The sequence below is a fragment of the Streptomyces sp. 1114.5 genome, assembly GCF_003635085.1.
Taxonomy (GTDB): Bacteria; Actinomycetota; Actinomycetes; order Streptomycetales; family Streptomycetaceae; genus Kitasatospora.
This window is the reverse complement of record NZ_RBXE01000003.1, coordinates 614,584-635,909: the sequence shown is the minus strand read 5'-3', so window position 1 is coordinate 635,909 and position 21,326 is coordinate 614,584. Positions and strand designations below refer to the sequence as shown.

The following is a 21,326-nucleotide window of genomic DNA, read 5'->3' as shown; positions in this document are numbered from 1 at the left end:
ACCGGCGTGACGTCGACCGCCGCGGGCAGGTGTCCCGCTACGGGACGAGGCTCGTGCCCGGCTTCTGCTTCAGGCCCTGCAGGCAGAGGGTGTACTTGTCGCTGCCCCGCTTGTAGGTGAAGTAGCCGTCGGCGTCGGGGAACCTCCGGCACGCGTTCTCGCCGTCGCTGGTGTCCTCCTCGCGGCCCACGACGCGGGCCTCGGCCCTCGGGTCGGAGCAGGGGACCACGGTGACGTCGGGGTTCTTGTCGACGGCACCGGGCAGGACGATCGGGTTGCTGTTGTGGATGCAGTCGCCGGTCTTGGCGAACTCGGGGTCGTCCTTCTCGACGAGGACGATCAGGGAGATCAGGATCACCGGGATGAGCACGCCGATGATCGTGGGCCTCAGGTAGACCGGCTTGCCGGGGTCCATCGGCGGGCGGGGCGCGCCGGGCAGCGGCTCCGACAGCTTGTTGACCTTCAGGCGCTGCGGGATGTTGAGCAGCATGACGATCGGGTTGACGATCATCGAGGGGATGCCCCACCAGCCCTGCCAGAGGCTGTCGGAGGTCATCTCGCGGTGCGTGGCGATGCCGCAGCTGCGGCAGAAAGGCCCCCGGCGCTTCAGGTACTTAAGGATCACGATGAGGCCCAGGTGCCCGCGGAAGGTCGCGTCCACGGCCGGGACGGAACCGCAGTGCCGGCAGGTGAGCTGCCCCTCGCCGTAGCCGGGCAGGCCCGGGGCCGCCGTGGCGTCGGCGGCGGGCTCGGTGGGAGCGGTGGGCTCGGCCGGCGTGGCGCTGTGGGGCAGCTCGGCGGACTGAGTGGAAATGGTGGTTCCCCCGTGACGATCAAGAGTTGATTTTTGCCTGGCGAAACCTATCGCCTGCCCGAACGTCAGGAGCAGCGATTTAAACCTCACTGGGCAGAAAGCTGCCGAACCGTGATCACCGAAGGTGTGTCGGTTGCCGCTGCCCGGCAGACGGCCCAGATTGGCAGGGACAGCGACAGCGCCTGCGCGTGGAAGGTGGAGAGGTCCGGCAATGAGCACGGTGGAGGAATCGATCGACGTGGACGTGCCCGTCCGCGTCGTCTACGACCAGTGGGCGACCTTCGAGGACTTCCCGAAGTTCATGGACGGCGTGGAGGAGGTCAGACAGCTGGACGACCGCCGTGCCCACTGGCGGACCAGGATCGCCGGGCTGTCCCGGGAGTTCGAGACCGAGGTCGTCGAACGGGTACCCGACGAGCGGGTCGCCTGGCGCACCACCGGCGAGAGCGTGAAGCACAGCGGCACGGTCGACTTCGAGCCGCTCGGCGCGGCCCGGACCCGGGTGCGGATGACCATGGTCTTCCAGCCCACGGGCCTGGCCGAGAAGGCCGCCGACAAGCTCGGCGTGCTCGGCGTCCAGGTTCGCGGCGACCTGCGCCGCTTCAAGCACTTCGTCGAGGGCCGCGCCGCCGGGGCCTGACCCGGGCCGGGCCGTGGGGCTGTTCCGCCTTCGCCCCTGTCCCGGCTGTCTAGGACAGCAGCTCCGCGGGGACGTCGGTGGCCCGCGTGAACACCGAGACCGGGTGCTGGGTGTCGCAGTACTTGTTGCCGGTGGAGACGACTCCGATCACGACACCGCCCACCACCAGTGGCCCACCCGAGTCCCCCTTGCAGACGCTGTCCGTCGTACCGGTCCGCGGCAGGCCGCAGACCTTGAGCTGCGGCGAGTCCTCGGGCAAGGTGTACGGGGCGCAGGAGGCCGGCGGAGCCAGCGTCAGCTGCGCCTGCTTGAGGTGCGTGCCGGGGCCGTCCGTGCCGGTGCGCCCGAACCCGAACAGCGTGGCCGTGCGGCCGTACCGGTACAGCGGCTCGTCCCCCTGCCGTGCCACCCGCACCGGCTTCTGCGGCAGTGGACGGTCCAGGGTCAGGACGGCGGAGTCGTGGGCCAGGCCGGAGGTGTAGCGCGGGTCGATGCGGTAGCCCTTCACCCGACGGACCTGGCCGCTGGAGCCGGTCAGGTCGGTCCGCCCGGCGATCACCCGCAGCGAGCCCGGGTCGTCCGCCTCGGCGACACAGTGGCCGGCGGTCAGCACCTTGGTCGGCGCGATCAGCGCGCCGGTGCACCACTGCTCGCCCGCGGCGGTCTCCAGGGCCACCACGAACGGGTGGGCCTTGGCCGTGGTGTCCGATCCGCCGTGGACGGCGGCGGCCGGGGCGGCCGCGGCCGCCACCAGCCCGACGGCGGCCAGCAGGACGGTGATCGGGCGGATCGGGCGTCGGTTCGGGGTGGTGCGCATGGAGAGGGCTTCCTTCCGGACGTCGGGTGACATGGGGTCGGGTCGTTCGGGCGGCGGGCCGTTCGGGAACGTCCGCCGTCGGACCACAGACTGTCCCGGGCTCCGTCCCGCCCGCCAGCTCCGCCTGGCGATCCGGGACGCTGGAACAGCGACATGCCCCCTGACCTGCGGATTCGTCGCCGTCTGGAACGGCGCAGCGGGACGAGGTGAGCGTGGAACGGTTGCGGACACCGACGCCCCCGGGTTGTCGGCGCGTCGCGAGAGGATGCCGGTATGACGATCACACCCAGCCTGGTGGCCACGTACCCGATCCCGGACCGGGACGGCGCCCGGACCCGCCTCGACCCCACCGGTCCCGTCCCCCGGCTGGAGGTCCGCAGCGCCGAGTCGCTGCGCATCTACGAGCTGGCGGAACAGGCCGAGCCGGCGGCCGAGTTCCCGGCACCGTCGCCCAACCGGTGGCTGAGGGAGTGGACGGCTCCCGACCTGTCGTTCGCCGTCTTCGGCACGGCGACGGACTACGTCGCGGTCGCCCGGGACGGCGCGACCCTGTGGAAGCAGCCGTACGGCACCTGGGACGTGGGCCGCTGGGGTTACCTCGACTTCTCGACAACCGCCGACCAGGAGCTCCGGATCTGGCTGCGGCTGCCCTCCGGACTGCCCGACAGCACCCTGATCCTCACCCTGGACGCCGAGGGGACGGTGCTGGCCCGCAGCGTGCTCCCGTGCGGCGGCTACGAACGGTTCGTCAGCCTGCTCTGGGACGAGAACGACGAGATCTCCGGCGTGAGCGTCTCCGGAGGGCGCTCGGCGGCCACCCACTACGAGGCGCGGTGGGAGTCCGGAGCCGTCGTCCTGGGCGGGCAGGTGCCACAGGACCGGGGCGGCCTGCGCCTGGACGAGCGCGACTACCTGGGCACGGACTCACGCAACGCCCGCTGCATGACCGTCGACCGCACGGGACGGGACGTCAGCTGGCACAGCCTCCCCACGTACCGGGTCACCGCCTCACTCGGCCTGGACGACTTCCCGGCCCCCGGCACCGGCGACTGCTCGGTGCACAACGCCCCGTACATCTCCTCGTCGAGCGGCTTCGTCGACGACGGGACGGCGATGGTGACGCTCCACAACCCGTACGACGAGGCCGCGGTGTACATGTTCGGCAGGGACGGCTGGCGGGAGCACAGCCACTGGCTCGCCGACCCCGCCACCGGCGCCCTGCACGGCCGGGTCGAGTACCCGATGGCCGAGGTCGAGACCGTGATGCTGATCGGCGACGGCACCTGGATCACCGAGGAATGGGACGCCCTCCACCGCTGGCGGCGCTGAGCCCGACCACACCGCCCTCGCGTCGACGCGAACGGACCTCGGCCCGAACCCCAGGCCGCTCCGTCAGGCGGGGACGTTCCTGATGACGGCCTCGGTCAGCGGCGAGAGCTGGTTCGACAGCTTGTCGAGGTCCGCGGTCCGGCCGTCGGACCACTGGCCCATGCCGAGGAGCATGCCGTGCCCGGAGGCCGCGTAGTCCTGCACCAGGCCGCTGCCGGGCGGCAGCTGGCGCAGGCCCGAGTCCTTCGGCGGGATGTGGACGGCAGCCTGGTAGGCCTCGGGGTGCGAGCCCAGGACGGTGATCAGGTGGGCGATGTCGCCCTGGTCCTTCATCGTGAACAGCGCCAGATTGTACTGGTTGCCGTCGGCGTCCTTGTACAGCACCAGGTCCACGCCGAGACAGCCGTGGCCCTGAGTGATCAACCCGGCGAGGGTCGGCGCCACGGTGTTCGGACCGGTGCAGGTCGGGTTCGTCGCCGCCGCCACCAGCGTGTACCCCTGCACCTGCGACGGGAAGACGGACAGCGGGATCGCCGAGGCCGGAGCGCCCGCTGCCGCCGACGGGTCATCGGACGGCGATGGTGCCACGGGCTGGGAGGGAGCGGCCGAGGTCGGCGCGGCAGACGCAGGTGCCGGCGCAGGCGCGGCGGCCGGCGCCGGGTCCGACGGCCGGAGCAGGTACGCCGCCGCGCCCCCTGCTACCAGCAGTGCAGCCATCGCGAGAAGCAGCAGCCGACGCCGCGAGCGCCGCCGCTCGGGCGGGCGCGCCGGCTCGGCGGCACCCGGCTGCTGTGCTGCGTTGCTCTTCTCGAACTCCCTGACGAACTCGACCCACTGGTCGCGACTGGATCCACCCGTGCTCACAACTCCCACACCTTAGTGATCACCGCCACCGCCGGGAACACCGGCCCTGCCGTTGCCGAGCGCGGCGTCAGCCGAGCTGGCCGGTCGGCCGCACGGTGAGGTGGTTGATGTCCACGCCCGCGGGCTGGTTGATGGCGAAGGCGATCGTGTCCGCGATCTGTTCGGGGGTCAGAGTCGGCGAGGCGTCGGGGGTGCCGCCGCGTTCGTTCCAGAACGGGGTGTCCACCACCCCGGGGGCGACGACGGTCACGCCGACGCCGTCCTTGCCGACCAGCAGCCGGGTGTTCTCGGCGAGCGCGTGCGCGGCCCACTTGGTGACCGAGTACAGGTTGCCGGGCGTGTTGCGCACCCCGGCGACCGAACCGATGATCACGATCCGCCCCTTGGACTCCCTGAGGTGCGGCAGGGTCTCCCGCACCAGCAGGGCCGGGCCCAGGACGTTGGTGAGGACCATGGCGCGCATGTCCTCGGGGGCGTGGCTCTCCAGGTTGCCGGGCAGTGAGAAGCCGGCGTTGGCGATGACGTTGTCCAGTCGGCCCCACACGTCCACCACGCGGCGCACGGCGGAGGCGACGTCGTGCTCGTCGCTGGTGTCGCCGGTGATCGTCAGCAGCCGCTCGCCCGCTCCGGCCGAAGCGGCGAAGGCGGCCAGCTTGTCCGCGTCACGTCCGGTGACGGCCACGTGGTGGCCCTGCTTGAGCAGGGCGCGGGCGGTGGCGGCGCCGATTCCGGTCGAGCCACCGGTGATCAGCGTGACGGGTTCCATGGGACGGCCTCCTGCGCGATGTGGTCATCGGGGCTCCCGCAGCGTCCCGGATGTCCGCGAACGCGAGGTGGCGTGTGAAGTCGACAGACTCCCCGCCGCCGGCCCCCCGAAACGCCTGCACTATACCCAGCGATCTTCCTGCCGAGCCGGTACACCCTCGCTGACTGAATTCGAGTGGTGGACGGGCGCGACGGAGCCGGGCCGGCAGCCGTGACCGACCGGCCGGCGATGAGGCGGCTGCCCGCGGCCGGGTGAGCACGGACGCCTGGCCCCGACGGGCGGTGCCGAGGAGCCGCCTCGGCACCGCCCTCACCGGAGCTCTCGCAGCTCTCCGGTCTGCAGCCCGCCTCCTCGACCCGGCCGTGTGTCGCGGCACGGCATCGGTGGTAGGAAGCGCTCGGGCTGCTCGGGACCGGGAGTAGGGAGTGTGGCGTGGCTGGGGAGGCTCTGTTCGGTTTCGTCGGTGTCGTGCTCGGCTCGGTCACGACATCGGCGCTGACCATCTACAAGGAACGGCTGACCTGGACTCGCGAGGCCGCTGCTCGTGATCGGCAGTTCGAGCGTGATCAGCAGGCTGCCCGCGATGCTTTCCAGCGGGAGAGCGTCCTGGCTCTGCAGGCTGCGGTGGCTGACGTGATCAAGGCCGCTTACGGCGAGATGGACAGATTGCTCACCGAGCTTCGGGAGACCGGGAACTGGGCCGCCCGGGTCTGGGAGACCCCGACGGCCGTCGGCTGGTCGGAGGCCTTGCTGAGTCTCCAGACGGCACGGGCCCGGGTCTTCGACGACGACGTACGAGCGCTTGCCACGGAACTGCAGACCCTGGCCGGCGAGTCGGTGTGGGCGAAGGACCTGGAGGCGTGCAAGCGGGCCGGCCGGCAACTCGAACCGACGCAGGACCGGTTCCAGGAAGCAGTGGCCCGGGTGCTCCTGACGCTGTACTAGCCGACGGGGTGGAGGGTGCCGCTGCCGGCCGTGTGGGGGCTGCCGTCGCCGTCCGGGCCGGGGGTGGGCCGGCCGAGGCCTCGGCGGATGGCGATCTCCACCGGGGAGTACGCGCCGTCGGTGCGGTCCAGGTCGTAGGGGGCGGCGGGCATCAGTGGGGGCTGGGCCAGGAAGCGCGGGCGCGTTCCGTGGTGCGGTTGGGCCGCGTGGACCAGGAAGGGGTGGCACAGGAAGACGTCGCCCGGGGAACCGGTGGCCAGGGCGACCGGGCGGTGGTCGGAGGCCGCCACCAGCTCGGACGCGAGGGTCAGCCCGCTCGCGCCGTCCTCGCCGTACTTCTCCAGCACCTTCGGCACGTCGAGATGTGAGCCGACCCGGATCCGAGTCGGGGCGTCCTCCTCGCCGACCTCGCTGAACAGGAACAGCATCAGCAGCGCCCGGTCGCGGGAGCGCAGGTTCGTGAAGTACCAGCTCTCACCCGGCGGCAGGTAGCTGCCCTCGATGTGCCAGCCCGCGTCGTTCGGCTCCTCCTCGTGCGGGAAGCGCAGCGGGAACGTGCCCAGCGAGTAGCGCGGCTCCCAGCGCCCCGCGCCGACCAGCAGGTCGTACGCGTGGTGCAGGGCCGGGGAGTTGGGGGCGGCGGCGAACGGCCCCTGCGCCATGCCGGGCACCCAGTGGACGGGCTGCGTCCACGTCGACGGGTCGTCCGGGTCGCAGCCCGTCTCCCGCCACAGCAGCCGCGCGCAGTCCGCGGTCACGCGCGGTGCGACGGCGCCCTCCAGCTTCACGAAGCCGTCGCGCAGGAAACGGGTTACCAAGGTCGTGTCGTCCATGCCCCCATGGTGCGGCGGCACCGGCCCCGGGCACCCGACATTTTCCGCACCGTCTCTGTCGGGTGGTCACCGACGTTGTGCGCAGCCTGCCGGACCGCAGGCCCTCGCTTCCCGTTCCGCCGCGGTGATGTGCCGGCCCTCACCGTCAGTCGTGGCCGTGTGGTTCGTCGCCTGCCGTCGTGGCCTGCTTGCGGTAGGCCCCCGGCGGCGATCCGAAGTGTCGTTTGAAGGCTTTGGCGAAGGCGAACTCCGACGTGTACCCCGTGTGTTGCGCGATGGTGCTCAGCGGGGCCGGCGATCGGTGCAGCAGCCGCGCCGCGGTGGCCATCCGCCAGTTGGTCAGGTAGGTCAAAGGCGGCTCGCCGACCACCGCGGCGAAGCGGCGGGCGAACGCCGCGCGGGACAGCCCGGCGCGGGTGCCCAGAGACTCCACGGTCCAGGGATGGCCGGGATCGTCGTGGATCGCCTTCAGGGCCGGGGCGACGGCCGGGTCGGTCAGTGCGGCCGCCCAACCCCGGGTCCGCTCCTTCGGCAACTCGGCGTACCACGACCGGAGGATGTACAGCAGCAGGAGATCGACGAGCGCCGTGACGACCGCGTCCGAGCCCGGCTGCGGTGCGTGGAACTCGGCGCACAGCTGATCGACCGCCGAGCGCAGCACCGGGTGGCGGCCGGGAACCGCGGGGAGGTGGATGACCTCCGGTAGATCGCTGAACAGCGGATGCGGGCGCTCGACGTCGATCGCGTACGCGCCGCACACCAGCACCGTGTGCGGCCCCGGTCCGTCCACGGTGACCTGGCCGATCGGCGAGGAACGGTCCACGCGCTCCGGTACGAAGTCCACCGGATCGCGGTCCGGCACGTCGCACAGGGTGTGTCCGCTGCCGCGCTGCAGGAAGACGATGTCGCCGGGTCCGAGCGCGAGCGGTTGGCCGTGCGGTGGCAGCAGGTGGCAGTGCCCTTCCACGACCACGTGGAATCCGGCTCCTGAGATGGGTTGGAACTTCAGGGCCCACGGGGCGTGCGCGTCGGTGCGAGTCACCATCGGGCGTCCCGTGCGCAGGACTTCGAGGGTGTCGCTCAGGATGTCCATAGCGCCACTCTAGTGCTTGCGTGGCGAGACGATATGACAGGGAATCAAGACATCCAGGCATTCACCGTCTCGATGGTGGAGGCGTACGTTCGTGTCACGGCAGTTGCCGACCCCCGGCACTGCATCGACGAAGGAACGGACCGATCCCATGTCTCTGGCCGGCAAGAAGATCGTGATCATCGGTGGAACCTCCGGCATCGGCTTCGCGGTGGCCCAACAGGCCGCGGCGGCCGGCGCGGACGTCGTGGTCGCCTCCAGCAATCAGGACCGCGTGGACGCCGCGACGAAGCGGTTGGGCGAGCCGGCCGAAGGCCGCCGCCTGGACGTCGCCGACGGCAACGCCATCGCCGCGTTCTTCGAGCAGGTCGGGGAGTTCGACCACCTCGTCTACACCGCGGGCGAATCCCTGCTGATCAAGCCGTTGGCCGACACCACCCCGCAGGAGGCCAGGGCCGTCTTCGAGCGCCGGTTCTGGGGCGCGTTCCTCTCCGCCAAGTACGCTGCACCACGACTGCGCGAAGGCGGCTCGATCACCTTCAGCTCCGGCGTCCTCGCGATCCGCCCCCTGTCCGGAACCGCGCTCACGGCAGGCATCACCGGCGGCATCGAGGCCCTGTCCCGGGCACTCGCCGTCGAACTCGCCCCGCTGCGCGTCAACGTGATCCAGCCCGGTGTGATCCGCACCGAGCTGTGGGACGGCAGTGTCCCGGACCCGGAGGCCTTCCTCCAGGGCGCCGGGTCCGAGCTGCTCACGCGGCGCGTCGGCACTGCCGAGGAAGCCGCGGCGGCCTACCTCTTCGTGTTGTCCAACGCCTACGTCACCGGCACCACGCTCGCGATAGACGGCGGCGCGGCACTGGTGTGACCCGAACGAGGTCAACGTGGTCGCCGGGTCGGGACCGGCCGAGCTCGTGTCGTCCATGCCCCCGTGGGTGCGGCGGCACCGGCCCCGGGCACCCGACACTTTCGTACCGTCTCTGTCGGGTGGTCACCGGCGCCGTGCGAACCAGTACCGACCCGGTCCTACCGGGTCGCGGTGCAGAAGGCGGCCGCGTAGGCGGGGATGAGGGGCGAGCGGTCGGCACGGCGCCAGGCGAGGACCAGGCGACTCGGCGGGAGGCCGTCGACCGGGCGGTAGACGATGCCCTCCACGCGGTGGCGGGCGAGGGCCTGGCCGGGGACGAGCGCGACGGCGCGCTGCCACAGGACGGCGTGCAGACACTCGTCCAGCGACCGGGCGGCCGGCCCGTCGGTGCCGGCGGAGGTCGCCTGCCAGAACGCCCGCCAGGTCGGATCGGCGCTCTCCGGCAGGCGGACGCAGGTACGGTCGGCCAGGTCCTGGAGGGTCAGGCTGGGCCGGCGGGCCAGGGGGTCGTCGGTGGGCAGGGCGGCGTGGCAGCGGTCCTCGTGCACCGTCCGCGTCGCCAACCCCGTCTCGCCGAACGGCCCGTACGTGATCGCCACGTCGACCTGACCGGTGGTCAGTCCGACCAGCGGGTCGCGCAGGTCGCCCTGGTGCAGCCGGACGGCTGTGTCCGGGCACCTGAGCGCGAAGGCGCGGGCCGCCGGGAAGGACAGTGCGGACTCGCCCGGCCCGAGCACCCCGACCCTCAGCACCCGCTCGCCCGCGGCCCTTCGCACCCGCTCGCGGGCCTGTTCGGCGCTCGCCAGCAGGGCGCGGGCCTCCACCAGGAGGACCCGGCCCGGCTCGGTCAGCTCCATGCCCCGCGACGTCCGGACGAACAGGGCGCAGCCCAGGTCGGCTTCGAGTTCCCGGATGCGTTGGCTCAGCGGCGGCTGCGACATCCGAAGACGCCTCGCGGCGCGTCCGACGTTGGCTTCCTCTGCCACCGCGATGAAGTAGCCCAGTCTGCGCAGGTCCATGGCGGTCACGATAGCCAGCGGGGGCGATGGCGAACGAGGGCGGGCGGGGGCGATAGCCGGGACATGCCCACTCATCCTCAAACGGTCTTGGACGTGCCCTGCTCCGCGCGGCTTGGATCGAACCATGACCACCTACCAGCAACCTTCCGACCTGCGTGCCGTGCCGATGGTGCGCGCCCTGGCCACGGACGAGTTCGACGCGTTCGTCCGCTTCCACGAGACGGTCTTCCGCGACGGCGGGACGATCCCGCTCAAGCTGCGTGAACTGGTCGCGCTGGCCGTCGCGTTGACGACGAAGTGCTCGTACTGCATCGACACCCACACCCGCGGCGCGGCGGACGCGGGGGCGACCCGCGAGGAGATCGCCGAGATCGGCTTCGTCGCGGCCGCGGTCTGCGCCGGGGGTGCGATGGCCCACGGGCTGCTCGCGCTGCGGCTCGACGCCGAGCACCGGCACGCCGGGCGGCGCCGCGCAGAGGAGGACGACCGTGCGTAACCTGATCCGTCGCGTGTTCACGCTCTGCGGCCGCTGTGCGAAGGCCTGCCGGATCCGCAGGGCCTGACCGCGTGCGACGCGGGTGTGGGGCTCAACGCGGGTGCCCTGCTGGGCACTCCGTGGTGCTGCCGATCTTTCCGGACACCCGTTCTCGTCGTGGGTATCCCGACTACGCTGGCCGTGATCACGGCCCACGATCGAACGAGGGGGGTACACCCATGCCGTACGAGATCGGCGCGAAGGTGAAGCTGACCAGGGATGTGCAGGTCACCGCGGATGACACGGCGGCCAGGTCCGGCCTCCCCGGTCCGCTGTCGCTGGCCGCGGGCCTGGCGGGCATCGTCTCGGGCTCGGCGCAGGAAGCCGGCGGCGCGGCCACGAACTGGGTCGCGGCCTTCGACAGGGAGGTCCGCCCGGGGCAGTTGCAGGGCTTCGCGGCCGGCCTGGTCCAGAACCTCCGTCAGCAGGTCGTCGCGCAGGGGGGTCACGACGGCGGAGTCGGCGCCCGGATCAGGTACCGGGTGCGCTTCGAGAACGGGTTCGTTCTCGACGGCATCGAGGAGGACTGGCTGGCCGGCGCCTGAGCGTCGGTGTGGGGTGCGGAACCCCGGTCAGAATCCGGTCGGCAGGCGGGGCGTGTACGGGCGTTGCAGGGCCGCCGTCTCGGTGCAGTTGGTAGAGGTCGATGTGGGGCCACGGACAAGTTGCACCGTCCGCGGCCCGCGCCGGCACGTCCCGGTTGACGGGGGCGGACGTGATCGCTCAGTCGGAGAACCCGAAATGCAGGATGGCGGCCCAGTCGTCGGTGACCAACAGCAGGCGGCGGCACCACAGGTCGCCCGTGTCCGGGCCGGTGACGTCGCCGCAGCTTCGGACCGGCCCCAGATGCGCTTCGATGAGGTCGGCGATGCCGGCGGCGAGTTCGCCCGGCTTGCGGAGCTCAACGGGCGTACGCGGGTTGGGGCGCGCGTACCTGATGGCGGGCTGCATGAATCCGTCGGTCACCTCTCGGCGGAGAATGTCCCGCCAGGCTTGCGGTGACTCCAACGGGTCGACCGAGGTCCTGACCTGGTGTCCGCTGCGCCCCGCGTCGTACACGGCTTGAGCAAGACCTTTCATCCGGTCACGACCGGGTGCCGTCCCAGCCACCGGAACCACAGGAGACAGGGAGATGGACGACACATGGTTGACGTCGTCGAGCAAGTCCTCCAGCAGTTCTGCCGCGGCTGACACCGCTTCCGGAGCGTCGAGTGGGTTCAGCATGGGGCGGCGTCCGGTCCTCGGTTCGGTTTCTGCGCGGAGGCTTCAGTGTGCCAGGCGGGGAAGCGGCCGGTCGTGCCGTCGAAGAGCTCGCGGAGGACGTCCGCATGGGCCTGCGTGGGGCGATCTCCTCGATCATGCGGTGAGTGCCCAGCGGACGCTCGGCAGGCTGTGCTCCGCGATAATGGTCCGATGGGTGACGGGACTTGGACCCGCAACGAGATGAGCGGGACGTACCACGGGCCCGCCGTACAGGCCGGCGTCGTCAACCTCGGTGCCGGGTTCGGTGTCGGGCGGGATGCGCGGCGCAGCGTGTGGATGGCGCCGGAGCCGACCCGCAGGCTCGTTGACCGGGCGGGGCTCTCCGGGCGGTTGGCGGGGCTGCTGCGGGGCGGTGGGGTGGATGTCGGGGTGATCGGGCCCGGTGGGTTCGGCAAGACGACGCTGGTCGCGCAGGCCTGTTCCCGGGTCCGGGCGGCGTTTCCCGGCGGCGTGCTGTGGGTGACCTTGGGGGAGAACGTCCCGGATCCGGTGCTCGCCGACAAGATCAACGATCTGAGTGAGCTGTTGTGCGGTCAGCGGCCGGCCCTGACGGACCCGTCCACGGCCGGCTACGCGCTCGGTGAGCTGCTGCGCGAGCGCGAGCCGACCCTGCTCGTCGTCGACGACCTCTGGTCGGCGAGCCGGCTCGACCCGTTCCCGGTCGGCCCGAACCTGGCGCGCGTGGTGACCAGCCGGATGCGCGGCACGCTCCCGGCGACCTGCGAGGTCCTCAAGGTCGACCGGATGAGCCCCGGGGAGAGCGGGTCGCTGCTGTCCAGCGGGGTGCCCGAACTGACCCGTACCGAGCGGCTGGCGCGCCTCACCGCCGGGTGGCCGCTGCTGCTGTCGCTGGCCAACAGCGCCATCCGGCACGAGATCGAGGACGGGCGGACGGCGGACGAGGCCGCCGAGCTGATCGGTGACCAGCTCGTCCAGGACGGGCCCGACAGCCTCGATCTGGAGAGCTCCGACCGCAGGGACCAGGCCGTCGCGGCGAGCGTCGAGGCCGGCCTGCGGCGACTGGACGGCCCGAGTCGGCAGCGCTTCCTGCAGCTGGGGTGCCTCCCCGAGGACGTGGCGGTCCCCGGCGAGGTCATCGGTCTGCTGTGGGCAGGGAGCGGTCTGGATCCTGCGGGCAGCAGACGCCTGGTCAGGAAGCTCGCCGACCTGTCGCTGATCACCGGCACGGGCGGTGCGGTCCTGCTGCACGACGTGCTGCGCGCCTACCTGCGGCAGGCCCTCGGGCCGCGCGGGGTCGTCGAGGCCGACGCCGCGATGTTCCACGCGTTGTGCGCGCAGGCGGCCCCCGGGCAGTGCGAGCCACCCGCGGACTGGGCCGCGGCGCTTCCGTACACCCGTAGGCATCTGGCCGGCCACGCCGCAGGGGCCGGACTGCTCGACCCCCTGCTGCTGGATGCGGGGTTCCTGCTCGCCGCCGCCCAGCCGGAGTTGCTGGCCTGCCTGGACGCGGCCCGCAGTGACGAGGCGCGGGCCGCCGCCGGCGTCTACCGCCGGGTCGCGCACCACCTGCGTGATGCGCCCGCCGCCAACCGGCCCGCCTATCTCGCGCTCGCCGCGCAGCAGGCCGGCGCCACGGCTCTCGGCGACGCGGCCACCGCGCTGGGCGGGTGTGCCTCATGGCTCAGTTCGTGGGCGCGCTGGAACCCCTGGACGGAACACACCATCCTCGCCCGGCACGAGCGCGCCGTCGTCCACGTCACGATCGCGCGCCTGCGGGACGGCCGGACCTGGGCCGTCAGCGGCGGTCTCGACGGCGACGTTCGCGTCGTGGACCTGGTGAGCAACGAGAGCGTCGTGCTCCCGTTGCTCCGGTCGGGGCGGCGCCTGCGCACCTTCCGGTGCGTCGCGCTGCCGGACGGGCGCCATCTCGTCGTCGTGCACGACTGGATCGAGGGCTTGCGGGTTTGGGACCTGGTGTCCGGGGAGGAGCTGGCGTTCGAGGGCCAGGAGGAGGTCCGCCACGTCGCGGCCATCGACTGCACGGACCGGGGCGGGCGCCCCGTCGTGGTGGTGGCGAGCCCGGACGGCACCGTTCGCGCCTGGGACGCGGAGAGCGGTCGGACGGTCGACCGACGGATCGTCCTCCCGGACGACGGCAACGGCTGGCACCGGACCATCGCGGCCGGCACCCTGGCGAACGGGCACCTGGCGGTGGCCGTGGCCGCCGCGGAGTCCCCCGTCCGGGTGTGGGACCTGGAGAGCGGGGAACCGATCGAGCCCACGATTCCCGGCGACCCGATCAGGACCATGGTGCTCGCCTGGGGGCCGAGCGGTCTGTTCACCGCCGGGGTCTCCGGCGCCGTCCAGCGGTGGGACGCCTCGACCGGGGCGGCGACCTGGCGCCCGCTCGACACCGGCCAGGGCCCGTACACCTCCGCTCTGCTCTGCACCCGCCTGGCCGGCACCGACGTGCTGATCAGCGGTGGAGACAGGGGCACGGTGCGCATCTGGGACGCGGACACGGGCGAGCCCCGCGGGGGGCCGCTGGCCGCGCACGACAGCTCCGTCCGCGCGCTCGCCTGGGCCGAACTGCCCGACGGGCGCTCGGTCCTGGTGACCGGCGGCAACGAGAACACCGTGCGGTTGTGGGAGGCGCGGGCCTTCGACGGCCGGTCGCGGCAGGAGGCGGTGCTGCCGGCCGTCACCAGCGTGCTGCAGGCCGCGGGCCGCACGGTGAGCGGCCACACCGACGGGGTGCTGCGGGTCTGGGACGCCGACTCCGGTGAGGTGGTCGCCGAACTGGCCGGCGCCTCCCGGGTGTTGGCCCACCACGGCGATCTCGTCATCGTCGCCGAAGACGGGGACGAGGACGAGGACGAAGGCGGGGCGAGCGCCCTGCGGGTCTGGCGGCCGGCCGACGGGCAGGCGGCCGGCGGGCTACGCGAGCTCCGTACGGCCGGGACGGTGGCCTGCACCGCCGAGCTGGACGGCGCAGCGGTGGCCGTCGTCGGCGGGGAGGACAACGTCGTCGAGGCGGTGCGGCTGCCGACCGGCGAACGGCTGTGGCGCACGCGCTCCCGGGAGCGCAGCAGGTGGAAGAACCGCGGCCGGCACCGCCCGGAGGTCACCGCGGTCACGACCGCCACGCTGACGGACGGACGGTCGGTCGTGGTCAGCGGCAGCTCGGACGGAACCATCCGGGTCCGGGACCTGCTCACCGGGCGGCGCGTCGGCGTGAGCATGAACTGCCGCGGCACGCAGCAGCCGAGCCCGGCCGAGGTCAGCGCCCTCGTCTGCACCCGTCTGCCCGACGGACGCGTGGTGGCGATCGCGTGCAGCGAGGACACCACCTCGCCGACGGTCGCGGTCTGGGACCTCGCGGCCTGCCGCATCGTCGCCACCACGGCGGTCGCCACCGACTGGGTTCACCAGGCGGTCTGCATGGGCCTGCCGGACGGCACCCCCGTCGTCGTGACCGCCGACACGATCGTACGGATCTGGCCCCTCGACGCCCTGGGCTTCCCGTGGGCCCCGCTCTACGACATCGACCTCGACTCCCCCGTCCGGGCCCTGGCCGCCGGCCCGCCGGGCACCGTTGTCGCGGGGACGAGCAACGGCCTGGTCCAGCTGGAGTTGCGCCGTCCTTGAACGCTGCGGGTGGGGAGCGAGAACCTGACCTTGGGGCGGGATCGGGCTCCGGTGCGGTGGTAGAAGCGGATGGCGTCGGTGTTCCAGTCGGGTGTCTGCCACTGGAGGTGGTCGGCGCCGAGGGCTGCCGCCGCGTCCTGGACGGCGCCGAGCAGGGCGTGCCCCCAGCCTGCTCCGCGGTGCGGTTCGGTGACGAAGAGGCAGTCCAGGTGGACGTAGTCGGCGGCCTGCCAGGTGGAGAACTCCCGGGAGTAGGTGGCGTAGCCGATCAGTTCGTCTCCGTGGTCGAGGACGAGGCACCAGGCTCGCGGCCGGGCCGAGAACAGTACGGGCTCCAGGCGGGCGGCGAGATCGGCGGGCACCGGGTCGGCGCGCTCGAAGGCGGCGTGGGCGGCGCACAGGCGGGCGATCGCGGGCAGGTCGGCGGCGGTGGCCGGACGGATCACGACGTCCGGCCGTACGGGGTCCGGCTGCGCGCGGTCCGGCTGTGCGGGGTCCTTCAGCATGCGCAGGAGATGCCCGAGCGCGGGGCGGTCAGGTCGTCGACGGGGCGCTGCTCGGTGCCGGTGGCGGAGTCGTAGGCGAAGCCCTCGCGCGCCCAGTACTCGAAGCCGCCGAGCATTTCCTTGACCCGGTAGCCGAGGCGGGCGAAGGCCAGGGCGGCGCGGGTCGCGCCGTTGCAGCCGGGGCCCCAGCAGTAGGTGACCACGGTCACGGCCGGGTCGATCAGCTGCGGTGCCAGGTCGGCGATCCGTGCGGTGGGGAGGTGGAGGGCACCGGGGATGTGGCCCTGGTCCCAGGCAGCCTCGCTGCGGGTGTCGACCACCACGATGCCGGGTGCGCCGGAGGCGAGGTCGGCGTGGACGTCGGAGACGTCCGCCTCGAAGGCGAGACGGGCGGCGAAGTGCGCCGCGGCCTCGGCCGGAGCGGCGGCGGGCACGCCGAGAACGGCGCCGGTGGTCGCGGCGGCGGGGGCGGTGACGGTGGCGGCGGCGGGGGCGGTGACGGTGGCGGACATGGGGTACCTCGTGTTCCTGCTGGTCGGGACGGGGTTCCGGTGGGCGGCCGCGCCGGGTTCCCCCGGTCGGCGACGGCTCCATCCTCTGATCCCCGGGCCCGCCCGACGAGTGGCGTGAGCGCCGTAAGTCGCCAAGATCCCGCCAGTCGTGGCGGCCGTGCGGCGTCCGTCCCACGTCTGCCCCCGCCCGTCCAGCACCTTCCGACCCCGGAGTGATCAGAGAGGCGAAAGAGACAAAGTAGGATGACTCAACTCCCGCGCTACGCGCGAAGAGTTCCATAAATGTTTCATTTGCCCGATTCATCTCCCGCTTCACACGCACGGAGCCACCCTCATGGACAACCCGTCCACCGCCGACACCGACGCCGGCGCGATAGAGACCCGCGGTATCGAACCCGTCCCCGACCACGAGCGCGGGGGCAGAGTCCGCGAGCTCTTCCCGACCTGGGTCGCGGCGAACATCAGCGTCCTGCTGCTCACCATGGGCGCCGCCCTGGTGGTGTTCAACCACTTGAACTTCTGGCAGGTCCTGGTCGTCGCCGCGTGCGCCGCGATCATCTCGTTCGGGCTGGTCGGCGTGCTGTCGGTCTCCGGCAAGTGGGGCGGGGCCCCGGGCGCGACGCTCTCCCGGGCCACCTTCGGGGTGCGCGGGAACCTCTTCCCCGGCGCGATCCTGTGGATCGCCCGGTTCGGCTGGGAGACGATCAACGCCGTCACCGGCGCCTACGCGGTGCTGACCGTGCTCGACCTGCTCTTCGGCATCAAGAGCAACACCGCGCTGATCGTGATCACGCTCTTCGCCTTCGTCGCCTGCACCTTCCTGGTCTCCGGCATGGGCCGCAAGGCGCTGAACGTCTGCAACACCTGGTCGACGTACCTCTTCGGGATCTTCAGCATCCTGGTGCTGGGCTACCTGATCGCGACCATGAACTGGAGCGAGGTCTTCTCCAAGCCGGCGGGCACCACCGCGATGATGATCGCCGGCGTCGGGACCATCGCCGCCGGCGGCATCAGCTGGGTCCCCACCGGCCCGGACTTCGCCCGCTACCTGCCGCACGCCGCCTCCGGCCGGAAGATCGTCGGCGTGACGGTCTCCGGCGCCGGCCTGGTGATGGTGCCGATGGTGCTCATGGGCGCCGTGATGGCGGTGGCCTCCCCCGGCCTCGCGGACGCCGCGGACCCGGTCTCCTTCCTCGGTGACCTGCTGCCGACCTGGCTGGCCGTGCCCTACCTGCTGACCGCGATCGTCGGCATGCTGCTGATCAACAGCCTCTCCATGTACTCGGCCGGCTTCACCGCGCAGACCATGGGCGTCAAGCTGCCGCGCGCCCTGGCCGTCAGCATCAACGCGGTGATCTCGCTGGTCGGCGGCCTGCTGCTGATGCTGGTCGCGAAGAGCTTCCTGGGCTCCTTCATCACCTTCCTGATCCTGCTCGCGGTCTCCTTCTCGGCCTGGATCGGCGTCTACGCGGTGGACATGTTCCGGCGCCGCTCGCGTGCGGTGCGCTACGACGCCGCCGCGCTGATGGACACCAGCCGGAACAGCCGGTACTGGTACGTGGGCGGCTTCTGCTGGCAGGCGATGGTGTCCTGGGTGCTCGCGCTGCTGGCCGGGATCGCCTTCACCAAGTGCGACTGGTTCGCCGGCCCGCTCTCCGACACTCCCGTCGGCAGGTACGGGCTCGCCTGGGCGGCGACCATCGTGATCTCCGGCGTGATCATGGCCGTGCTCCCGACGCCCCGGGAGAACACCCCCGCCGGCGCGGAGGCCGAGCAGACGGCCGGCCCTGAGGCCGAGCAGACCGAGCGAGCCACCGTCACCGTCTGATCGCGCGACGCGAACCCCGACGCGCTTCGACGCGCGCCGACACGCTCCGGACCGCCCCGGTCGCCCACTCAACCCGAGCCGGCGACCGGGGCGGCCCCATGTCCGGGACCAGGCCGACCGACGGTGGTGACGTCGGCACTCGGCGGGCCCAGCACGCCCACGGGCAGCCGTGGTTGGCCACTCCTCCGAGTGGGCCGGTCACCCGAGGCAGGCACACCGGAGGATCGGACGATTACCGGTGGCCCGCCCCCGCCCCTACCGTCGGGGGGCACCCGCAGGTGGCTGTCTCCTGGTCGGGTCGGCTGCGGGAGGCGGGCGCCCGGGCCGGCTCCGCTGAGGGGCGTCGTCGTGTCCGTGGCCGTGAACTTCCGCCTGGCGAGGCAGCTGACGGGCGGCCGGGTGCTGCTCTGGTCGCTGCTGGGCCGGCTGCCGAACGCGATGAGCCCGATCGGCACGCTGCTGCTGGTCAGCCGGAACACCGGCACCGTGTGGTCGGGTTCGCTGGTCGCGGGGGCGCTGGCGGCCGGGCAGGCGGTCGGCGGTCCGATCGTCGGCCGGCTCGCCGACCGGCGCGGACAGCGGACGACGGGGCTGGCCGCCGCCCTCGCCAACGCGGTGGCCCTGGTCGCGCTGGTCCTCGCCTCCGAGCGCGGGCTCGCGCTCGGCTGGCAGATCGCGCCGGCAGCGCTGACCGGTCTGTCGGTCCCGCTGGTCGGCCCGCTCTCGCGCAGCCGCTGGGCCCGACTGGCCTGTGGGGAACCGGAGTTGACCTCGGCCCTGCTGACCCTGGACGGGATCGTCGACGAGGTCGGCTTCACCGCCGGACCGGCCCTGGTCGGCCTGCTCGCCTCCGCTGCCTCCCCCGCCGTCGGGCTGCTCACCGCGGCCGTGCTGTCCGGGGTCTGCGCCAGCCTGTTCGCCCTGCACCCCACCGCCGCACCGGGCGTCCCCGCGTCGTCCCTGCCCCACGCCCGGTCCGCGGAACGGCTGTTGAGCACGCCGTACGTCCTGGTCCTGGCCGGGATGGCGCTGCTGGGCGCCTGCTTCGGATCCGTCCAGGTCGGCATCACGGCGACCACCGAGGCGCTGGGCCGGCCGGGGGCCGCCGGGCTGGTGTACGGCTTCCTGGGGTGCACCAGTTCCCTCGCGGGCCTGGTCACCGCCTCACTGCCCGCCCGCCTGGGTCTGGCGCCCCGGCTGAGGGCGAGCGCGGCGCTGCTCTTCGCCGCGTCCTGCCTGCTGCTGCCCGCGGGCGGCAGTCTCCTGGCACTGACCGCGGCCATCGGCTGCCTCGGCGTCGCCGTCGCACCGCAGTTCATCACGATGTTCGGTCTGGTCGAGCGCACCGTGCCCGCCGCCCGGCTCGGCGAGGCGATGGCCGCACTGGTCAGCGCGCTGATCCTGGCCCAGTCGGCGAGCACCTTCCTGGCCGGCTGGGCCGCCGATCACGCGGGCCCGGGCGCGCCGTTCGCCGTCACGACGGGGGCGGCTGCCGCGGCGCTGCTACTCGCCATCTGCACCGCGACCGAGCGGCGGTACCGCCGGCGCGACCCCGCGGCCCGTACGGGCTGAGCGCTCACCGGGGACGGCCGTCAGCACACCGCGTGCGGGGAGTGCGGCCAGGAGCGCGACCGCGACGAGCAGCGCGCCGACCCACAGCGGCCCGAGGTCCCCGGACCCGGTGCCGGTGCCGGTTCCGGTTCCGGTTCCGAGGGTGGTCGCGGCGATGAGGGGGCCGGCGACGGCGCCGAGGTTGAACGCCGCCGTCGCGTAGGAGCCGGCCATGGTGACGGCCGGGGCCGCCTCGTACAGGACCCGCGAGATCAGCGTGCCGCCCAGCGCGAAGGACAGCGCGCCCTGGACGAACACCAGGAGGAGCAGCGCGAGCGGCCGGTCGGCGAACACGGCCAGGGCCGGCCAGCCGAGGAACAGCAGCGGGCCGCCGGCTGCGAGGACCAGGCCGGGGCGCCGGTCGGACAGCCGTCCGGCGGCGGTGACGCCGACGAAGGACCCGGCGCCGAAGAGCACCAGGACGACGGGGACCCACGCCTCGCCCAGCCCGGCGGTGCCGGTGACGACGGGGGCGAGGAAGGTGAAGCTGGCGAAGGTGGCCGCGTTCACCAGCGCGCCGAGCAGCATCACCAGGAGCAGCCGCGGGCGCCTGAGGTGCGCCAACTCCGCCCGCAGGGGCGGCCGCCCGTCAGGCACGTTCCGCCGTGCGCCCGCCGGGGCCGCCGGGAGTCCGGTGAGGACGCCGACGGCCGCGGGCAGGCAGAGGGCGGCGACGGCCCAGAACGCGGCCCGCCAGCCGAGCGCCGTGCCCAGCACCGCTCCTGCAGGCACGCCGACGATGGTGGCCATCGTGGTGCCCGAGAGCAGCACGGCGAGCGCCCGTCCCTTCCGATCGGCGGGGACCAGCGTGCCGGCGGCCGTCAGGGCGACGGCGAGGAAGCCGGCGTTCGCGAGCGCCGCGACCACCCGGGTCGCGCACAGCACCGGGAAGTTCGGGGTGACGGCGCCCACGGCATGGGCGGTGGCGAACACGAGGACGAATCCGAGCAGGCTCGACCGGGCGGGCCAGTACCGGGCGAGCGCCGCCACCAGCGGGGCACCGACGACCATGCCGATCGCGAAGGCCGGGGTGAGCAGACCTGCGGTCGCGACGGTGACGCCGAGGTCCGGGGCGAGGTCCGGCAGCAGGCCGGCCAGCATGAACTCCGAGGTGCCCATGGCGAAGACCGCCAGGGCGAGCAGGTACAGCGGGAGAGGCATCGAGTGGCTCCGGGTTCCGGGGTTCCGAGGTGAGGAGAAGCACGAGGCGGTCATCTCGTCACCGCGGTCAGCACCCGGCGGTCGGCGCCCGGCAGTCAGCGCCCGAGGGCGAACCCGCCCGGCCGCGGAACGCGGCGGGACGGCAACAGGACTGTGGACTCAGCGGCTCAGGGGGCTGACGGCGTGACCGAAAGCCCCCACCCTGTCCGATTCCGGACTCGACATGCTCCGCACACTACCCGACCCGCATCCGCCCGGGCACCTGCTTTTCCGGGCCGGCCCGGCGTCCGGGCTCGGGATGGCTCGGGGCGGGCTC

General features: G+C 72.7%; 20 protein-coding genes. 9 read left to right on the top strand and 11 right to left on the bottom strand.

Annotation, left to right across the window (positions count from 1 at the left end):
- Positions 1-37 precede the first annotated feature (37 nt).
- Positions 38-904, bottom strand: coding sequence for a hypothetical protein (locus tag BX285_RS34315; RefSeq protein ID WP_143685921.1), 867 nt, complete (start codon positions 902-904; stop codon positions 38-40).
- Positions 905-1,025: 121 nt separating this feature from the next.
- On the opposite strand from BX285_RS34315, the gene BX285_RS34310 reads away from it, so the two are divergent.
- The gene (locus BX285_RS34310) at positions 1,026-1,454 is read left to right on the top strand and encodes an SRPBCC family protein (RefSeq protein ID WP_097240995.1); all 429 of its coding nucleotides are present in this window, start codon (positions 1,026-1,028) and stop codon (positions 1,452-1,454) included.
- Between the two features lie 49 nt (positions 1,455-1,503).
- Here the strand turns inward: BX285_RS34310 and BX285_RS34305 are convergent, their stop codons facing one another.
- Positions 1,504-2,271 (bottom strand): trypsin-like serine protease, encoded by a 768-nt coding sequence (locus BX285_RS34305; protein ID WP_097240996.1) that lies wholly within the window; start codon positions 2,269-2,271, stop codon positions 1,504-1,506.
- A 273-nt stretch (positions 2,272-2,544) separates the two neighbouring features.
- Between BX285_RS34305 and BX285_RS34300 the strand changes: the two genes are divergently transcribed.
- Positions 2,545-3,600, top strand: coding sequence for a hypothetical protein (locus BX285_RS34300; protein WP_097240997.1), 1,056 nt, complete (start codon positions 2,545-2,547; stop codon positions 3,598-3,600).
- 63 nt (positions 3,601-3,663) lie between these two features.
- Here BX285_RS34300 and BX285_RS36980 read toward each other — a convergent pair whose 3' ends face one another.
- Together BX285_RS36980 and BX285_RS34290 are read right to left on the bottom strand one after the other, a co-directional pair.
- Complete coding sequence (locus BX285_RS36980) at positions 3,664-4,464, bottom strand: hypothetical protein (protein ID WP_147465286.1); 801 nt, start codon at positions 4,462-4,464, stop codon at positions 3,664-3,666.
- 67 nt (positions 4,465-4,531) lie between these two features.
- On the bottom strand, positions 4,532-5,230 hold the full coding sequence (locus BX285_RS34290) for an SDR family oxidoreductase (RefSeq protein ID WP_097240999.1): 699 nt from the start codon (positions 5,228-5,230) through the stop codon (positions 4,532-4,534).
- Between the two features lie 432 nt (positions 5,231-5,662).
- On the opposite strand from BX285_RS34290, the gene BX285_RS34285 reads away from it, so the two are divergent.
- Positions 5,663-6,175, top strand: a complete 513-nt coding sequence (locus BX285_RS34285) for a hypothetical protein (RefSeq protein WP_097241000.1) — start codon at positions 5,663-5,665, stop codon at positions 6,173-6,175.
- Here the strand turns inward: BX285_RS34285 and BX285_RS34280 are convergent.
- Complete coding sequence (locus BX285_RS34280) at positions 6,172-7,008, bottom strand: phytanoyl-CoA dioxygenase family protein (RefSeq protein ID WP_121179447.1); 837 nt, start codon at positions 7,006-7,008, stop codon at positions 6,172-6,174. The two genes, BX285_RS34285 and BX285_RS34280, sit on opposite strands and share 4 nt — an antisense overlap.
- A 145-nt stretch (positions 7,009-7,153) precedes the next feature.
- Positions 7,154-8,101 (bottom strand): AraC family transcriptional regulator, encoded by a 948-nt coding sequence (locus BX285_RS34275; RefSeq protein ID WP_097241002.1) that lies wholly within the window; start codon positions 8,099-8,101, stop codon positions 7,154-7,156.
- Positions 8,102-8,249: 148 nt separating this feature from the next.
- On the opposite strand from BX285_RS34275, the gene BX285_RS34270 reads away from it, so the two are divergent.
- The gene (locus BX285_RS34270; RefSeq protein ID WP_097241003.1) at positions 8,250-8,966 is read left to right on the top strand and encodes an SDR family oxidoreductase; all 717 of its coding nucleotides are present in this window, start codon (positions 8,250-8,252) and stop codon (positions 8,964-8,966) included.
- A gap of 158 nt (positions 8,967-9,124) precedes the next feature.
- Here the strand turns inward: BX285_RS34270 and BX285_RS34265 are convergent, their stop codons facing one another.
- Positions 9,125-9,985, bottom strand: a complete 861-nt coding sequence (locus BX285_RS34265; protein WP_097241004.1) for a LysR family transcriptional regulator — start codon at positions 9,983-9,985, stop codon at positions 9,125-9,127.
- Positions 9,986-10,109: 124 nt separating this feature from the next.
- On the opposite strand from BX285_RS34265, the gene BX285_RS34260 reads away from it, so the two are divergent.
- Together BX285_RS34260 and BX285_RS34255 are read left to right on the top strand one after the other, a co-directional pair.
- A complete protein-coding gene (locus BX285_RS34260; RefSeq protein WP_097241005.1) occupies positions 10,110-10,481 on the top strand; it encodes a carboxymuconolactone decarboxylase family protein in 372 nt (123 codons plus the stop codon).
- A gap of 218 nt (positions 10,482-10,699) precedes the next feature.
- Complete coding sequence (locus tag BX285_RS34255; RefSeq protein WP_097241006.1) at positions 10,700-11,065, top strand: hypothetical protein; 366 nt, start codon at positions 10,700-10,702, stop codon at positions 11,063-11,065.
- 178 nt (positions 11,066-11,243) lie between these two features.
- Here BX285_RS34255 and BX285_RS34250 read toward each other — a convergent pair whose 3' ends face one another.
- Entirely contained in the window at positions 11,244-11,744 is a 501-nt protein-coding gene (locus tag BX285_RS34250) for a hypothetical protein (RefSeq protein ID WP_121179446.1), read from the bottom strand.
- Between the two features lie 189 nt (positions 11,745-11,933).
- On the opposite strand from BX285_RS34250, the gene BX285_RS34245 reads away from it, so the two are divergent.
- Positions 11,934-15,392, top strand: coding sequence for an NB-ARC domain-containing protein (locus BX285_RS34245; RefSeq protein WP_121179445.1), 3,459 nt, complete (start codon positions 11,934-11,936; stop codon positions 15,390-15,392).
- Here BX285_RS34245 and BX285_RS34240 read toward each other — a convergent pair.
- Positions 15,281-15,898 (bottom strand): GNAT family N-acetyltransferase, encoded by a 618-nt coding sequence (locus BX285_RS34240; RefSeq protein WP_121179444.1) that lies wholly within the window; start codon positions 15,896-15,898, stop codon positions 15,281-15,283. The genes BX285_RS34245 and BX285_RS34240 overlap by 112 nt on opposite strands.
- Positions 15,892-16,410: a rhodanese-like domain-containing protein gene (locus BX285_RS34235; RefSeq protein ID WP_121179443.1), complete on the bottom strand. Its 519-nt coding sequence runs from the start codon at positions 16,408-16,410 to the stop codon at positions 15,892-15,894. Before BX285_RS34235 ends, BX285_RS34240 begins: the two co-directional genes overlap by 7 nt.
- A 334-nt stretch (positions 16,411-16,744) precedes the next feature.
- On the opposite strand from BX285_RS34235, the gene BX285_RS34230 reads away from it, so the two are divergent.
- Both BX285_RS34230 and BX285_RS34225 read left to right on the top strand, forming a co-directional pair.
- Positions 16,745-18,238: a cytosine permease gene (locus tag BX285_RS34230; RefSeq protein ID WP_121179442.1), complete on the top strand. Its 1,494-nt coding sequence runs from the start codon at positions 16,745-16,747 to the stop codon at positions 18,236-18,238.
- A 348-nt stretch (positions 18,239-18,586) separates the two neighbouring features.
- Entirely contained in the window at positions 18,587-19,810 is a 1,224-nt protein-coding gene (locus tag BX285_RS34225) for an MFS transporter (protein ID WP_121179441.1), read from the top strand.
- Here the strand turns inward: BX285_RS34225 and BX285_RS34220 are convergent.
- Positions 19,742-21,010, bottom strand: coding sequence for a Cmx/CmrA family chloramphenicol efflux MFS transporter (locus BX285_RS34220; RefSeq protein ID WP_121179440.1), 1,269 nt, complete (start codon positions 21,008-21,010; stop codon positions 19,742-19,744). The genes BX285_RS34225 and BX285_RS34220 overlap by 69 nt on opposite strands.
- Between the last annotated feature and the right edge of the window lie 316 nt (positions 21,011-21,326).

What these genes read in the sequence shown, in the direction of transcription:
- BX285_RS34310 (WP_097240995.1), top strand. Translation starts at nt 1,026, where the DNA reads ATGAGCACGGTGGAGGAATCGATCGACGTGGACGTGCCCGTCCGCGTC.
- BX285_RS34305 (WP_097240996.1), bottom strand. Translation starts at nt 2,271, where the DNA reads ATGCGCACCACCCCGAACCGACGCCCGATCCGCCCGATCACCGTCCTG.
- BX285_RS34300 (WP_097240997.1), top strand. Translation starts at nt 2,545, where the DNA reads ATGACGATCACACCCAGCCTGGTGGCCACGTACCCGATCCCGGACCGG.
- BX285_RS34290 (WP_097240999.1), bottom strand. Translation starts at nt 5,230, where the DNA reads ATGGAACCCGTCACGCTGATCACCGGTGGCTCGACCGGAATCGGCGCC.
- BX285_RS34280 (WP_121179447.1), bottom strand. Translation starts at nt 7,008, where the DNA reads ATGGACGACACGACCTTGGTAACCCGTTTCCTGCGCGACGGCTTCGTG.
- BX285_RS34275 (WP_097241002.1), bottom strand. Translation starts at nt 8,101, where the DNA reads ATGGACATCCTGAGCGACACCCTCGAAGTCCTGCGCACGGGACGCCCG.
- BX285_RS34270 (WP_097241003.1), top strand. Translation starts at nt 8,250, where the DNA reads ATGTCTCTGGCCGGCAAGAAGATCGTGATCATCGGTGGAACCTCCGGC.
- BX285_RS34265 (WP_097241004.1), bottom strand. Translation starts at nt 9,985, where the DNA reads ATGGACCTGCGCAGACTGGGCTACTTCATCGCGGTGGCAGAGGAAGCC.
- BX285_RS34260 (WP_097241005.1), top strand. Translation starts at nt 10,110, where the DNA reads ATGACCACCTACCAGCAACCTTCCGACCTGCGTGCCGTGCCGATGGTG.
- BX285_RS34255 (WP_097241006.1), top strand. Translation starts at nt 10,700, where the DNA reads ATGCCGTACGAGATCGGCGCGAAGGTGAAGCTGACCAGGGATGTGCAG.
- BX285_RS34250 (WP_121179446.1), bottom strand. Translation starts at nt 11,744, where the DNA reads ATGCTGAACCCACTCGACGCTCCGGAAGCGGTGTCAGCCGCGGCAGAA.
- BX285_RS34245 (WP_121179445.1), top strand. Translation starts at nt 11,934, where the DNA reads ATGGGTGACGGGACTTGGACCCGCAACGAGATGAGCGGGACGTACCAC.
- BX285_RS34240 (WP_121179444.1), bottom strand. Translation starts at nt 15,898, where the DNA reads ATGCTGAAGGACCCCGCACAGCCGGACCGCGCGCAGCCGGACCCCGTA.
- BX285_RS34235 (WP_121179443.1), bottom strand. Translation starts at nt 16,410, where the DNA reads ATGTCCGCCACCGTCACCGCCCCCGCCGCCGCCACCGTCACCGCCCCC.
- BX285_RS34230 (WP_121179442.1), top strand. Translation starts at nt 16,745, where the DNA reads ATGGACAACCCGTCCACCGCCGACACCGACGCCGGCGCGATAGAGACC.
- BX285_RS34220 (WP_121179440.1), bottom strand. Translation starts at nt 21,010, where the DNA reads ATGCCTCTCCCGCTGTACCTGCTCGCCCTGGCGGTCTTCGCCATGGGC.